This is a genomic window from Methylobacterium sp. NMS14P, from assembly GCF_028583545.1.
Classification (GTDB): Bacteria; Pseudomonadota; Alphaproteobacteria; order Rhizobiales; family Beijerinckiaceae; genus Methylobacterium.
In genome coordinates this window covers 4784306-4798001 of the sequence record NZ_CP087106.1, presented here as the reverse complement: position 1 = coordinate 4798001, position 13696 = coordinate 4784306, and the positions used below count along the sequence as shown (strand labels likewise).

At 73.5% G+C, this 13696-nt stretch carries 12 protein-coding genes; 6 read left to right on the top strand and 6 right to left on the bottom strand.

The window, feature by feature from the left end; genetic code table 11:
- Nucleotides 1-81: 81 nt before the first annotated feature.
- Nucleotides 82-1137, top strand: coding sequence for a helix-turn-helix domain-containing protein (locus tag LOK46_RS22800; protein WP_273560672.1), 1056 nt, complete (start codon nt 82-84; stop codon nt 1135-1137).
- A gap of 1 nt (nt 1138) precedes the next feature.
- Nucleotides 1139-2329, top strand: coding sequence for a transporter substrate-binding domain-containing protein (locus LOK46_RS22795; RefSeq protein WP_273560671.1), 1191 nt, complete (start codon nt 1139-1141; stop codon nt 2327-2329).
- Here LOK46_RS22795 and LOK46_RS22790 read toward each other — a convergent pair.
- The 6 genes from LOK46_RS22790 to LOK46_RS22765 form a co-directional block, all read right to left on the bottom strand.
- On the bottom strand, nt 2317-3690 hold the full coding sequence (locus LOK46_RS22790) for an LLM class flavin-dependent oxidoreductase (RefSeq protein ID WP_273560670.1): 1374 nt from the start codon (nt 3688-3690) through the stop codon (nt 2317-2319). The genes LOK46_RS22795 and LOK46_RS22790 overlap by 13 nt on opposite strands.
- The gene (locus LOK46_RS22785) at nt 3690-4928 is read right to left on the bottom strand and encodes an SfnB family sulfur acquisition oxidoreductase (RefSeq protein ID WP_273560669.1); all 1239 of its coding nucleotides are present in this window, start codon (nt 4926-4928) and stop codon (nt 3690-3692) included. Before LOK46_RS22785 ends, LOK46_RS22790 begins: the two co-directional genes overlap by 1 nt.
- A gap of 10 nt (nt 4929-4938) precedes the next feature.
- Nucleotides 4939-6183: an SfnB family sulfur acquisition oxidoreductase gene (locus tag LOK46_RS22780; protein WP_273560668.1), complete on the bottom strand. Its 1245-nt coding sequence runs from the start codon at nt 6181-6183 to the stop codon at nt 4939-4941.
- A gap of 208 nt (nt 6184-6391) precedes the next feature.
- Nucleotides 6392-7045: a methionine ABC transporter permease gene (locus LOK46_RS22775; RefSeq protein WP_273560667.1), complete on the bottom strand. Its 654-nt coding sequence runs from the start codon at nt 7043-7045 to the stop codon at nt 6392-6394.
- A 102-nt stretch (nt 7046-7147) separates the two neighbouring features.
- Complete coding sequence (locus tag LOK46_RS22770) at nt 7148-8314, bottom strand: methionine ABC transporter ATP-binding protein (RefSeq protein WP_273560666.1); 1167 nt, start codon at nt 8312-8314, stop codon at nt 7148-7150.
- Nucleotides 8314-9114 (bottom strand): MetQ/NlpA family ABC transporter substrate-binding protein, encoded by an 801-nt coding sequence (locus LOK46_RS22765; protein WP_273560665.1) that lies wholly within the window; start codon nt 9112-9114, stop codon nt 8314-8316. The genes LOK46_RS22770 and LOK46_RS22765 overlap by 1 nt, the downstream gene beginning before the upstream one ends.
- 560 nt (nt 9115-9674) lie before the next feature.
- Here LOK46_RS22765 and LOK46_RS22760 point away from each other — a divergent pair.
- From LOK46_RS22760 to LOK46_RS22745, 4 genes are all read left to right on the top strand, one after another.
- Nucleotides 9675-9881: a hypothetical protein gene (locus tag LOK46_RS22760; protein ID WP_273560664.1), complete on the top strand. Its 207-nt coding sequence runs from the start codon at nt 9675-9677 to the stop codon at nt 9879-9881.
- Between the two features lie 280 nt (nt 9882-10161).
- Nucleotides 10162-11385, top strand: coding sequence for a metallophosphoesterase family protein (locus tag LOK46_RS22755; RefSeq protein WP_273560663.1), 1224 nt, complete (start codon nt 10162-10164; stop codon nt 11383-11385).
- Nucleotides 11386-11452: 67 nt separating this feature from the next.
- A complete protein-coding gene (locus LOK46_RS22750; protein WP_273560662.1) occupies nt 11453-12721 on the top strand; it encodes an arsenic transporter in 1269 nt (422 codons plus the stop codon).
- Between the two features lie 31 nt (nt 12722-12752).
- Nucleotides 12753-13688: a DMT family transporter gene (locus tag LOK46_RS22745; protein WP_273560661.1), complete on the top strand. Its 936-nt coding sequence runs from the start codon at nt 12753-12755 to the stop codon at nt 13686-13688.
- Nucleotides 13689-13696: the final 8 nt, after the last annotated feature.

Below are 13696 nucleotides of genomic sequence, written 5' to 3'. Positions count from 1 at the left end.
GGACCGCGTTGCCACGCGTCACCTTGGGGCAGGCCCTCGTTCTTCATCGGTCGCGCTAACAGCAGGTGTCAGGCTCTACGTATGTCTTCCGAGGAGAGAGACCGGGACCCGGACGCGGCGCCGGCCGGGGGCGAGGCTCCGGCCGGCGAGGTCGCCTGCCTGCGGTTCGAGCCGCCCGGCGATCCCGCGGCGCTCGGCCGGGCGTGGCAGGACCATCTCGCGCCCATCTTCGACGTGAGCTTCCGCCCGGAGACCGACCTCACCGTCCCGATCGCGATGCGCAGCTACCATCTCGGCGACCTGCTGGTCGGCGACGTGGTGGCGCCGGCCCACACCCTCGTGCGGACGCGGGAGATGATCGGCCAGCAGGGCCTCGACCACATCCTGCTGCAGTTCTACCGGCGGGGGCAGAGCCTGGTGGAGACCGATCAGGGTGCGGGCCCGGTGAACGAGGTGCAGTGCATCGTCTTCGACCTCGCCCAGCCCGTGCGCATCGTGGCGGCTGCCGTCGACGCCACGAACGTCGTGATCCCCCGCGCCCTGCTGGAGAAGCAGGGCTGCCACCCCGACGCCCTGCACGGGCGCCCCCTCGACCACGACGGCGACCCGTTCGGGCGGCTGGTCCACAATTTCGTCGCCAACGTCGTCGCCTGCGGCGACCTCCTCGACCGCCGCGAGGCCCTGGCGGCCTCGGCGGCGATCACCCAGCTCTGCGCCAGCTGGCTGCGCGGGCAGGAGGAGGGGCGGCCCTCCCAGCACCAGGACATCCGGATCCGGGTGCGCCGCCTCGTCGAGGCGGAGCTCGGCAACCCGAAGCTGACGCCGGCCCTGATCGCGACGCGGCTCGGCCTGTCGCGCTCGACCCTGTACCGGCTGTTCGCCCCCAACGGCATCGTGGCGTATATTCGCGACCGCCGCCTCATGGCGGCGATGCGGATGCTCGTGCGCGACGATGCCCCCAGACCCCTGCGCATCTCGCAGGTCGCCTTCGCGGTCGGCTTCTCGGACGAGCGGACCTTCCGGCGGGCGTTCAAGCGCCGGTTCGGCTTCATCCCGAGCGACGCGTCCCAGCGCCTGGAGACCGGCCCCGAACCCGCGCCCGGCGCCGTCCTGCGCAACTGGATCGAGAGCCTCTGACGTGCCGCGCCGGTCGGCCGGCCGGCGGCGTGCCGGCGCGCCCGCGGGGATCCTGTCCCTCGTCCTGTTCCTCTCCCTGTGTTTCGCGGCCGCCGCGCCGCTCGCCGCGGAGCCTGTCCGGGCCGAGACCCGGGAGGCGGCGCCCGCGCTCCGCACGACCGAGCCCGAGACGTGGCGGGTCGCGACGCACCCGGTGCCGCCCCTGGTCATGGACGAGGACGGCCGGCTGCGCGGGTTCAGCATCGATCTCTGGAACGCCGTCGCGCGGGAGCTCGGCGTCCGGACGGCCTACGTGCGCGTCGACGACCTGCCGGCGCTGTTCGCGGCGGTCTCGGACGGGCGCGCGGACCTCGCCGTCGCGGCGGTGTCGATCACCGCGGAGCGCGAGCGGCGTTTCGACTTCTCCGTCACGATGCTGGAGACCGGCCTGCGCATCGCCGTCCGGGCCGAGCCGGACGCGACCGGCTCCGCCACCGCGCGGGCCCTCCGGGCGCTCCTGAGCGACACCGCCTTCCTGCAGGTCCTCCTGGGACTCGCCGCCCTGATCCTGGCGGTGGCGGCCCTGGTCTGGTGGCTCGAGCGGCGCCACCCCGGCGGCATGGCGGCGCGCTCGGGACCGGCGCGCGGCTTCGCCCACGTCGTTTGGTGGGCCCTGAGCAGCCTCGCCGCCCAGGCGGAGGAGATGCCGCGCAGCCCGCTGGCGCGGGCCGTCACGGTGCTCTGGCTGTTCACCTGCATCGCCCTGGTGGCGTGGTTCACCGCGGGCCTGACCAGCACGGCGACCGTGGAGCGCCTGCGCGGCGCGATCAACGGCCCGCAGGACCTGCCGGGCAAGCGGGTGGGCACGGTCGCCAACACCACCTCGGTCGCCTACCTGGCGGACCATTTCGCCACGCCGGTGGGTTTCGCGACCCTGGAGGAGGCCTGCGCGGCGCTCCAGGCCGGCACGGTCGCGGCGGTGGTCTACGATGCCCCCGCGCTGGGCTACTACGCGACCCGGCCGGGCCACGAGGCCCTGCGGCTGGTCGGGACGGCCTTCAACCGGCAATCCTACGGCATCCTGTTCGCGGCCAACGATCCCCGGCGCAAGCGCGTCAACCAGGCCCTCCTCGGGCTGCGGGAGGACGGCCGCTACGACGAGATCTACGGCCGCTGGTTCGGCTCCGAGAGCGGCGAGGCTCAGGCTCGCTGAGCCGCGCCGCGGTAGGCCCCGGCCGGGTGGCGGGCGGGCAGCCGGTCGCCCGCGCCGAACAGCTTCGCCCGCAGCGCGCCCTCGGCGTAGGCGGTCTTGTAGAGGCCGCGGTCCTGCAGCTCCGGGATCACGATGTCGATGAAATCCGAGAAGCTCTCCGGCACGACGATCCGGCTGAGATTGAAGCCGTCGACCTCGCCCTCCGTGATCCAGGCCTGGAGTTCGTCGGCGATCGTCGCGGCGTCGCCGGTGAGCACCGCGTAGCGGCTGCCGAGCTGCAGCTCGGCCAGGAGGTCGCGCTTCGTCAGGCCGCGCTTGGCCGCCGCCGCGGTGGCCGACTGGATGGCGTTGCCCGGCGCGTAGGGGATCGGCTCGTCGAGGCCGTAGCGGGCGAAGTCGATCCCCGTGGAGGCGGAGAAATGCGCGAGCCCCGCCTCCGGGCTCGCGTAGGACAGGTACTCGTCCCGCTTCGCCTCGGCCTCCGCCCGGGTCCGTCCGGGGATGATCGCGAGGCCGACGAACACCTTCACGTCGTCGGGATGCCGGCCGGCCGCGACCGCCTCGGCCCGGATGGCGCGGACGGATTCGCGGGCGGTCGCCGGGTCGCGGGCGGAGATGAACACGCACTCGGCGTGGCGGCCCGCGAAGGCGCGGCCGCGGCCCGAGGCGCCCGCCTGATAGAGCACCGGCGTGCGCTGGCGCGACGGCTCCGACAGGTGGTAGCCCTCGACCGAGAAGAACTCGCCCCGGTGGGCGACCTTGCGGATGTGGGCGGGATCGCTGAACACCCGGGCCGCCCGGTCGCGGCGCACGGCCGCGTCGTCCCAGCTGCCCTCCCAGAGCCGGTAGAGCACCTCCAGGTACTCGTCGGCGTAGTCGTAGCGCCGGTCATGAGCCGGCAACGTGCCGCCGCTCTGGGCGCGGTGGGCGCTGTCGAGGTAGCCGGTGACGATGTTCCAGCCGATCCGGCCGCCCGTCAGGTGGTCGAGGGTCGAGAGGCGCCGGGCGAAGGTGTAGGGCGCCTCCTGGTGGACGTTGATCGTCACCCCGAAGCCGAGATGCTCGGTCACCGCCGCCATGGCGGAGATCATCACGGTCGGGTCGTTGACCGGGAGCTGCACTGCCTCCCGGGCGGTGACGTCGATGCCGCCGCCGTAGATGTCGTAGACGCCGATGATGTCGGCGATGAACAGGCCGTCGAACAGGCCGCGCTCCAGGAGCTTCGCCTGCTCGGTCCAGTAGGACAGCGTGTTGTACTCGGCCGAGCGGTCGCGCGGGTGGGTCCAGAGCCCGTGGTTGATGTGGCCCACGCAGGTCATGTTGAAGGCGTTCAGCAGGATCTGCTTCTTCCCGAGGGCCATCAGAGCGCTCCGTGCCGGGGCGGCTGCCGGCCGTCGAGGTGGTAGGCGCCGATCCAGTGGTACTTCCAGCGCACCGGATCGTGCAGGGTGTGGGTGCGGACGTCGCGCCAGTAGCGGTCCAGCGCCTCGGCCCGGTCGGTGGCGGAGGTGCCGCCGAGCTCGACGAGCTTGTTGGCCGCGAGCAGGCCGGCCCGGTGGCTCGCCGCCCGGGCCTCCGCCACCGCCACGGAGGCGGCCGCGACGCTGTCGGCGTCGGGGGCTTCCTGCGCGGCGTCCACGAAGCGGCCGGCCCGCGCCAGCAGGGCGTCGGCCGCCGCGAGGCGCACCTGGACGTCGCCCAGCGCGTGGAGGGTCAGGGGATCCTCGCTGGCCCGTGCGACCCCGGCATCGATCCACGGCCGGGCGCGGTCCCGCACGAAGGGCAAAGTCGCCGCGAAGGCGCCCGCGCCGATGCCGAGATCGATCCCGGCGTGCAGGATCTGCGCGAAGGGGCCGATCGCGGTGGGCCGCTCCAGCGAGGCCTGGAACGGCACCACCCAGTCGGGCTCGACGGCGACGCCCTCGAACAGGACCGAGCCCGAGCCGGTGACCCGCTGCCCGAACCCGTCCCAGTCGTCGACCAGGGTCACGCCCGGCGCGTCCCGGGGGATGAAGACGAGGTAGGCCACTTCCCGACCGTCCTCCTCGGCGTTGGCCAGGGTGGGGATGCGGTGCGCGTAGAGCGAGCCGGTGCAGTAGTATTTGCGGCCCTCGACATACCAGCCCGCCGGATCGCGCACGAGCCGCGTGCGGCGGGTGTGGTCCCGCGCGCCGATCTCGGCGAGCGCGTTGCCGAAGCGCTCGCCCGCCAGAACGCGGCCGTAGAGGGCGCGCTTCTGGGCCTCGGTGCCGCCGTTGCGGAGCACCTCCAGGGCGTAGAAATGGTTCTGCGGGATCTGGCCGAGCGACCCGTCCGCCGCGGAGATCCGGGCGATCACCTGGGCGACCGTGGCGCTGTCGAGGCCGGGGCCGCCGTATTCCTCCGGCACCGTGATCGCCCAGAGGCCGGATTCGGTGAAGCGCGCGATCTCGGCGACCGGCAGGCGCCGCGCGCGGTCGCGCTCGACGGCGGCCTCGGCGAAGGCGTCCGCCAGCCGGTCGGCGACGGCCAGCGCGGTGGCGGCGTCGGGCAGGACCGGCACCGGGCGCGGCGGCGCGGGCGCCTGTGTGAAGGCGGTCTCGTGCGGCTGGAGCGGCATCGCCCGATCCTCAGTTCCACTGGTGCCGGGCGGGCAGCACGCCGTTCAGGGCGTGGTTGCCGAGGAGGTGGTACTTCCACCGCACGGGGTCGTGCAGGGTGTGGACCCGGGCGTCGCGCCAGTACCGGCCGAGGTTGTACCCGTCGCGGGTCGCCGAGGCGCCGGCGAGCTCGAGCAGCCGCTCGGAGGCCTCCAGGGCGATCTCGGTGGTGAGGATCTTGGCCTGCGCCACCGCCACCGAGGCCTCGGCCGCGCTCTGGGCGGTGACGGGGGTCGCGGCGATCCGGTCCAGCGCCCGGCCGGCCCGGGCCAGGACCTCCTCGGCGGCGTGCAGGTCGACGGTGAGCCGCCCGACCTCGCCGAGGATGTGGGGATCCTCCGCGACGGTCTCGGCGGTGAAGGGATAGGGCCGGGTCCGGGTGCGCAGGAAGTCGAGGGCGGCGGCGACCGCGCCCCGGGCGAGCCCCGCGTCGATCGCCGCGTGGATCAGCTGCGAGACCGGTCCGAACAGGCCCGGGCGCCCGGCCAGGGGCGCGAGGTCGATCGTCAGCTCCGCCTCGACCGGGGCCTCCGCGAAGATCACGCTGCCGCTCGCCGTGGTGCGCTGGCCGAAGCCCTGCCAGTCGTCCACCACCCGCACGCCGGGGGCGTCCCGGCGCACGAAGACCAGGAGCGGCCCGCCGTCGGGGCCGACCGCGCGCGTCGGGATCCAGTGGGCGAAGAGCGCGCCCGTGGAGTAGAAGCGCGTGCCGCTGAGCCGCGGGCCGCCCGGCCCGACGGCCAGCCGCGTGTCCACGCCGGTGATGGCCTTGCCGTTGCGGGCGGGGCCGGCATTGCCGATCCGGTGGCCGGCGAGCACGTCGCGGTAGATCCGCGCCTGCTGGGCGGGGCTGGCGGCGGCCGCGACCAGCGCCAGGACGCCGAACTGGTTCTGGGGGATCTGCGCCGCCGAGCCGTCGGCGGCGGCGAGGATCGCGAAGACCTCCGCGAGCGTCGCGTGCGAGACCCCGGCGCCGCCGTGGGCGCGCGGCACCGTGATGCCGCCGAGCCCGCTCTCCGTGAAGGCCGCGATCTCCGCCCAGGGCAGGCGCCGGTCCCGGTCGCGCTCGGCCGCGCCCGCCGCGAAGATCCGGGCCACGGCCCGCGCGGCCGCGATCGCCTCGGCGTCCGAGCGGATCCGGTGCGCCGCCGCGGGCGGCGGCGGGAGCCGGTCCTCGGCCGGGTCGGTGACGGGATCGTCCAGGTGCAGGCTCATACGGTGTCCGGTTGACCGCTTCGGTTGGGACGTCCCACCGTCGTCGCGAGCGCTGCGAAGCGACCCGGGGCCCACGCGCGGCTGGAAGACGCGGCGCTGCCTGGATCGCTTCGCTCCGCGCGCGCGGACGGCGCTGTCGAGGTCGTCGACCGGGGACGATCCATGGCTGCAGGCTCCCGGTCGGATCGCCCAGATCGGACGGTTTCGCTCAGCGGGCCCGGAGCCGCCGCACCGCGGTGTCGCCCGCGAACTGGACCGCGCACACGAGGGCGATCAGGATCGCGATCACCACCACCATCACGGTGGTGTCGAAGCGCTGGTAGCCGTACCGGATGGCGACGTCCCCGAGCCCGCCCGCGCCCACCGCGCCGGCCATCGCGGAGGCGCCGATCATCGCCACCACCGTGATGGTGAAGCCGGCCACGATGCCCGGCAGCGCCTCGGGCAGGAGCACGTGGGCGAGGATGTGCCGGCGCCGGCAGCCGATGGACTGGGCGGCCTCGATCAGGCCCGCATCCACCTCCCGCAGCGAGACCTCGGCGATCCGGGCGAAGAACGGGGTCGCGCTCACCGAGAGCGGCACGATCGCCGCCCAGACGCCGATCGTGGTGCCGGCCACCAGCCGGGTGAACGGGATCAGCGCCACCAGCAGCACGATGAAGGGCACGGCCCGGAAGCCGTTGACCACGGTCCCGACCACCCGGTTGGCCGTCGGCGCCGCGAAGATGCCGCCGGGCCCGGAGGTGACGAGGAACAGCGCCAGGGGAATGCCGGCGAGCACGGCGATCCCGGCCGAGACCCCGACCATGAGCGCGGTGTCGAGGAGGGCCTGCCAGAGGCGTTCGATCATCTGCTGTGACATGGCGGGGCTCCAGGTTCGGTGGCTCGGGCGGTCGGAGTGTCGGGCGGAGTATCGGGCGGAGTATCGGGCGGGGTATCGGGCAGAGCGCGGTCCCGCATCGCCTCACCCCGCCGCCGCGTCGGCGGGGACGTAGCCGACCCGCTCCACGTCGCCGCCGAGCGCCCGCAGCCGCGCCTCCGCGCCCGGATCCTCGGCCGGGACGGCCACGAGCATCCGGCCGACCGCGTGGCCCTGGATCCGCTCGATGCCCGCCTGGAGCAGCCGCACCGGCGCCCCGGCACCCGCGAGGCCCGAGAGGTCGGGCGCGGCCCGGCCCGAGCAGGTGATCCGCAGGATCGCCCAGCCGCCCGGCGCGGGCAGCGGCTGCAGCCGGGCCGCCAGATCCGGCGGCAGGCCGCGGGTCAGGGGTTCGAGCAGCGCCCGGGTGGTCGGGTGCTCGGGCGCCCCGAAGACGCGCCAGACCGGCCCGGTCTCGACGACCCGGCCGCCCTCCAGCACCACCACGTCGCTGCAGATCTCGCGGATCACGCTCATCTCGTGGGTGATCAGGATGATGGTGATCCCGAGCCGCCGGTTGATGTCGCGCAGCAGGTCGAGGATCGCCAGCGTCGTCTCCGGGTCGAGGGCGGAGGTCGCCTCGTCGCAGAGCAGGATCTCCGGATCGCTCACGAGCGCCCGGGCGATGCCGACCCGCTGCTTCTGGCCGCCGGAGAGCCGCGACGGGTAGGTGTCGGCCTTGTCCTCCAGGCCGACGAGGCGCAGGGCCTCCGCGACCCGCGGGCCGATCTCGCGCCGGGGGACCCCCGCGACCGTCAGCGGCAGCGCCACGTTCTGCCGGACTGTCTTGGCCGCCAGCAGGTTGAAGTGCTGGAAGATCATGCCGATGCGCCGGCGCAGGGCCACGAGCCCGTCGGTGCCGAGGGCGTCGATCGGCGCGCCGTCGACCAGGACCCGGCCCGAACTCGGCGCCTCCAGCCGGTTGACCGTGCGCAGGAGGCTCGACTTGCCCGCCCCCGAGCGGCCGATGATGCCGAAGATCGCGCCGGCGGGGATCGCGAGGTCCACCCGGTCGAGCGCCTGCACCGACCCGGCGGCCGAGCGGTAGGTCTTCGAGACGGACTCGAACCGCACCGTTCCGGTCTCCCGGCCGGCCTCCCAGCCGGGCGCGGCGGCCGGGGTCCGGGCAGCGGTCGCGGCGCCCGGGCTCGTTCGCCCGGCCGCGGCCGGCGTGCCCGGATCGCGCAGGCTGTCGAAGATCAGGCCGACCATCAGTTCTGCCACGCCAGCAGGTACAGCTTGTCGCTGTTGGCGAAGGATTTGCGGATCTGCTGTTTCACGGCCTCCGAGTTCTGGAAGAGCGTCACGAATTTCCGGATCACGGGGTCCTCCTTGCGGGCGGCCTTGGTGACGAAGCTCACGGCGAAGCGCCGGTCCTCGATACCGGAATAGATCAATCCGCTGGTCGGGTCGAAACTGCCGGCCGCCACGATGAAGTGCGGGTAGCCCAGGGCGAGGTCGACGTCGCCGGTGATCCGCGCGAGCTGCGGCCCCTCGACCTCGGTGAAGCGCAGTTTCTTCGGGTTCTCGACGATGTCGTCGAGGGTGCCGAGGAAGCCGACACCGTCCTTCAGCTTGATCAGCCCGGCCTTCTGGAGGAGCAGCAGGCCGCGGCCCTGATTCACCGGGTCGTTGGCGATCGCCACCGTGCCGCCCGCCGGGATCTGGTCGAAGCTCTTATGCTTCAGGGAGTACAGGCCGATATTGGACAGGATCCCGAGCCCGACGATGTCGAACGCGTAGCCCTTCTGCTTGGCGGCGTTCTCCATGAAGGGGCGGTGCTGGAAGAAGTTCAGGTCGATGTCGCCGGCATCGAGGGCGACGTTGGGCGTCGTCCAGTCGCTGAACTCGACGACCTTCACGTCGAGGCCCTCGGCCTTGGCCTCCCGGGCCGCCACCGTGACGGCATCGCCGTAGGCGCCGGGCACGACGCCGACCCGGAGGGTCTCCGCCCCGGCCGGCAGGGCGCCGAGGCTGAGCGCCGCGACGGCGAGGAGACGCAGGAACTTCATCGGGCGGGACTCTGGCGGGGATGGGCGGGGGCACGTCCGGCGGTCTGGCCGCGATGGTTCGCTCCGCATCCGAGGGCATGCGGACACTATCCATCAGGTCGAGAGGCGCCGTCTCACGCGGAGGATTGTCTCGCGTCAGATTTAGATCAGCCCGGCCCGCCCCGAAATTCCAAAGATCGTCGTTCGGCGACACGATCGATCTCCCGATGCCCCCGAACCGGAGATGCGAATGCTGCGCGCTCCGCGCGGCGCCGGTCCGGCCCCGACCCGCGAGGCGTCCGGTCGCGGGGACGCGGCACCCGGCCGGGTCTCGGTCGGCCAAGCGCACAGCCGGGCGGACGGCCGAATACAGGTCGGTCCGGCGGGCGGGACGCCGGAACAAGCCTTGTCGGATCGGATTGAACCTGCGATTATCGAGTTATCGCAACGGCTTAGTGAAGATCATGCTCTTCCGCGAGCACTCCGCGAACGAAACCTTCTCCGCCGGCGTCGATCCGGGGGATGAGCCTTCCCGGGCCGAGGAAAGGCCCCGTCGCCCGGTCCCCGAGGCCTGGTCCGGCATGGCCGACCCGGCCATCGCGGCGGGCGACGAGGTGGTCTTCGACCGGCTCGACCTCGCCGAGATCCTCGGGATCTGGCGCCATGCCCGCGGCCGGGTCGTGGGGCTCCACCGCCCGTGGGGCGCCGCCGCCACCGTGGACGTGAAGTTCGAGGGGCACGAGACCCTGGAACGCTACCTGCCGGACCTGTTCCGGCGCGTACACTGAGCCGCGGACTTACCGGCTGACAGCGCCGGAAACTGTCGGCTGAGACGACAGCGAGTGTCTGCTTTCACGACACTTCGAATCGGCCGGCCGCGGATCGGGCCGGCGCTCACGAAAATGTAGGGTCCCGCCGGCGCGCGCCCGTCCCCCGGGCCGGAACCCCGCCGTCTCCGAAACGTCGGGCCGGTCGCGACCGCCGCGGCCGATTTCCCGGCCGGGGCGGACGGGCCTGTCCGGGGGGCACGATGGCTCAGGGGAACCACAGACCGCGCGCGGGCGCGCCGTGACGGCGAGCCACGGCGTGTTCGCCTTCGCGCATATCGGCGACCTCCACCTGGAGCGGGCCTCCGACCCCCACGCCGCCGACCTGCGGGCGATGCTCGCCGAGGTGGCGGGGCTGCACGGCCGCGGCCTCGTCGACTTCGTCTACATCCCCGGCGACCTCGCCGAGGACGGGCGGGCGGAGCAGTACGCGGTCCTGCGCGAGGCCCTGGACCGCCACCCGGACCTGCCGGTGCGCCTGATCGCCGGCGACCACGACCGGCAGCACGGCACGATGGCGGATTTCGACGCCCTGTTCGCCGCGGTGGCGGGCAGCCCGCGCGGCGGCGGCCACGCGGCGCGGTGCCACGACCTGCCGCGCCCGCGCGATCCGGCCTCCGTGACGCACTACTACTTCGCCGAGACCTGGGCGGGCGTGCGCTGCCTGTTCCTCGACATGGTCAGCCCCGGCTACGGCCAGAAGGGCTTCGGCCTCGATTTCCGCCTCGGCCCCTGCCAGCTCGCGTGGCTCGGCGAGGAGCTGGCCCGGGCCGGACGGGAGGGCCTGCCCTGCGCGGTCTTCGCCCACACCTACCCGGACGACCTCTGCGTGCCCGACGAGCGGGCGGCGCTCGCCGGCCTGATCCGCCATCACGGCGTGCGCCTCGTCGAGATGGGCCACACCCACTACAACGAGCTCGCCCCGGACGGGCGCACCCTCTACGCCGCGGCCCGCTCGGTCGGCCAGAACGAGGACGGCTCGGTCGGCTACGCGGTCGCGGCGATCGACGGTCCGGTCACGAGCTGGCGGTTCAAGCCCCTCGACCGCGCGCTGCCCTTCGTGATGATCACGAGCCCGGCCGACCGGCGCCTCGCCACGGCGCCCCTCGACGCCGCCGACGGCACGGTCTCGGTGCGCGCCCTGGTCCTCTCGGACCGGCCGCAGGCCGAGTGGTGCTGTCACCTGCGCGTCGATGGCGGCCCGGCCCAGCCGATGGGGCCGGACGGCCCCCGCACCGTCCATGCCCGGATCCCCTGGCGAGAGGACGCGCGCCGGCTCGCCGTCACGGTCACGGACGGCACGGGGCACACCGACACCGAGGTGATCGAGCCCGTGGGCCGGAGCTTCGTGCCGCCGCCCGCGCACGAGCGCCCCGGCAGCGACGCGTGCCGGCTGCCCGCCTGGCCCGAGAAGGGGCTCCGGGGCGACCAGCTCGGGCCGAACCGCAACGGCCGGCACTGGTAGCCGGTCCCGCCCGAATCGCGGCACACCGCACCGCACGATCCACCCCACCAGAGGACCACCGCAACCGATGGGCGCGCTGACGCTGACCCCCAACATCGCGACCTGGACGATCGCCGCCCTCGCGACCCTCGGCGTCATCCTGCGGCCGTTCTCGTGGCCGGAGGCGATCTGGGCCGTGCTCGGCGCCGGCGCCCTGGTGGCCCTCGGCCTGCTCGCCCCCGCCACCGCCTGGGACGGCGTGCTGAAGGGGACCGACGTCTACCTGTTCCTCGTCGGCATGATGCTGATGTCGGAGGTGGCCCGGAAGGAGGGCCTGTTCGACTGGCTGGCGTCGATCGCCGTGCGCGCCGCCAGGGGCTCGGCGACCCGGCTGTTCACCCTCGTGTACCTCGTCGGCACCGTCGTCACGGTGTTCCTGTCGAACGACGCCTGCGCGGTGGTGCTGACGCCCGCCGTCTACGCGGCCACGAAGGCCGCCAAGGTGGAGAACCCCCTCCCCTACCTGTTCATCTGCGCCTTCATCGCCAACGCGGCGAGCTTCGTGCTGCCGATCTCGAACCCGGCCAACCTCGTGGTCTTCGCCGAGCACATGCCGCCGCTGGTGCGCTGGCTCGGCCTGTTCGCCCTGCCCTCGCTGCTGGCCATCGCCACGACCTACGCGGTGCTGCGGCTGACCCAGGCCAGGGCCCTGCGCGGGCAGCAGGTCGCCACCGACGTCGAGGCCGTGTCGCTGTCCCGCACCGGCCTCGTGGCCGGCATCGGCATCGTGGCGACCGGCGGCGTCCTGATCGGCGCCTCGGCGCTCGGCCTCGACCTCGGCCTGCCCACCTTCGTGGCGGGCCTCGCCACCACGATCGTCGTGCTGCTGCTCAAGCGCGGCGGCCTCGTGGAGGTCGCCAAGGACGTGTCGTGGAGCGTGCTGCCGCTGGTGGCCGGGCTGTTCGTCCTGGTCGAGGCCCTGGAGAAGACCGGCGTGCTCGCCATGCTGGCGGACCTCCTCAAGGGCTACGCCCACGCCGCCCCGGAGGCCACCGCCTGGGGGGCGGGCGGCCTGGTCGCGGTGCTGTGCAACCTCGTCAACAACCTGCCGGCCGGGCTGATCGCGGGCGCCGCCGTGCAGACCGCCCACGTTCCCGAGAAGGTGGCGGGCGCGATCCTGATCGGCGTCGATCTCGGGCCGAACCTGTCGGTGACGGGCTCGCTCGCGACGATCCTCTGGCTCACCGCCATCCGCCGCGAGGGCCAGGATGTCGGCGCCTGGACCTTCCTCAAGCTCGGCCTGCTGGTGATGCCGCCGGCCCTCGCGCTGGCGCTCGCCGGCCTGCTCCTCGTCTGACCCTTCCCCGCAAACCCGAAGGTCCGCGCGCGTGACGGCTGCCCTCCTCTATCCCTTCATCCTGGTGGCGGGCGCGCTGCAGGCACTCGGCAACGCCATGAACGCGCAGCTGCGCGGCCGCATGGTCAATCCGTGGCTCGCCGCGACGGTGTCGTTCCTGCCGATCGTCTTCGTGTTCACGACCCTGTTCCTCACGATGCCGACGCCGCTGCCGAGCCTCGATTCCTTGAGCAGGATGCCCTGGTACGCGCCGCTGGGGGGCCTGGCCGGCGCGGTCGCGGTGTTCGGCGGGCTCGCCTTCATCGACAAGGTCGGCGCCGGGCCGTTCAACGGTCTGACGCTCACCGCCAACATCCTCACCTCCCTGGCGATGGACGCCCTCGGCCTGTTCGGCCTGCAGGCCGCGGGCTTCAAGCCGATGCCCTGGCTCGGCGGCCTCCTGATGGCGGTGGGCGTGACCTTCATCGCGCGCTCAGGGGGCAAGAGCGAGGGCGGCGAGGGGCACGGCGAGGGGCACGGGATGTCGGGCAAGCTGCTCTACCCGTTCATCCTCGTGGCCGGCGCCCTGATGGCGATCGGCGTGGTCTGGAACGCGCAGCTCCGCGGGGCCCTGGAGAATCCTTGGCTCGCCGCGACGGTGTCGTTCGTGCCGGTCGTGTTCGTGTTCGCGCTGATGTTCCTGCTGCGGCCGTCGCCGCTGCCGACCCGCGACGACGTCGCGGGCGTTCGCTGGTGGATGCCCCTCGCCGGCCTCACCGGGGCGGTGGCGGTCTTCGCCGGGCTGCTCTTCGTCGACAAGGTCGGGGCCGGCGCGTTCAACGGCCTGCTGATCACCGCCAACCTGCTGACCTCGGTGGCGCTCGACCATTTCGGCTGGTTCGGCATGAAGCGGGTCAAGGCCGGCCCGCCGCGCCTGATCGGCGCCGCCCTGATGGTCGGCGGCATCGTGCTGATCTCGCTGTTCTGAGGACCCGG

Coding starts and splice junctions, on each gene's coding strand:
- LOK46_RS22785 (WP_273560669.1), bottom strand. CDS start 4,928: ATGCCGCTCCAGCCGCACGAGACCGCCTTCACACAGGCGCCCGCGCCG.
- LOK46_RS22775 (WP_273560667.1), bottom strand. CDS start 7,045: ATGTCACAGCAGATGATCGAACGCCTCTGGCAGGCCCTCCTCGACACC.
- LOK46_RS22770 (WP_273560666.1), bottom strand. CDS start 8,314: ATGGTCGGCCTGATCTTCGACAGCCTGCGCGATCCGGGCACGCCGGCC.
- LOK46_RS22780 (WP_273560668.1), bottom strand. CDS start 6,183: ATGAGCCTGCACCTGGACGATCCCGTCACCGACCCGGCCGAGGACCGG.
- LOK46_RS22765 (WP_273560665.1), bottom strand. CDS start 9,114: ATGAAGTTCCTGCGTCTCCTCGCCGTCGCGGCGCTCAGCCTCGGCGCC.
- LOK46_RS22790 (WP_273560670.1), bottom strand. CDS start 3,690: ATGGCCCTCGGGAAGAAGCAGATCCTGCTGAACGCCTTCAACATGACC.
- LOK46_RS22750 (WP_273560662.1), top strand. CDS start 11,453: ATGGGCGCGCTGACGCTGACCCCCAACATCGCGACCTGGACGATCGCC.
- LOK46_RS22800 (WP_273560672.1), top strand. CDS start 82: ATGTCTTCCGAGGAGAGAGACCGGGACCCGGACGCGGCGCCGGCCGGG.
- LOK46_RS22760 (WP_273560664.1), top strand. CDS start 9,675: ATGGCCGACCCGGCCATCGCGGCGGGCGACGAGGTGGTCTTCGACCGG.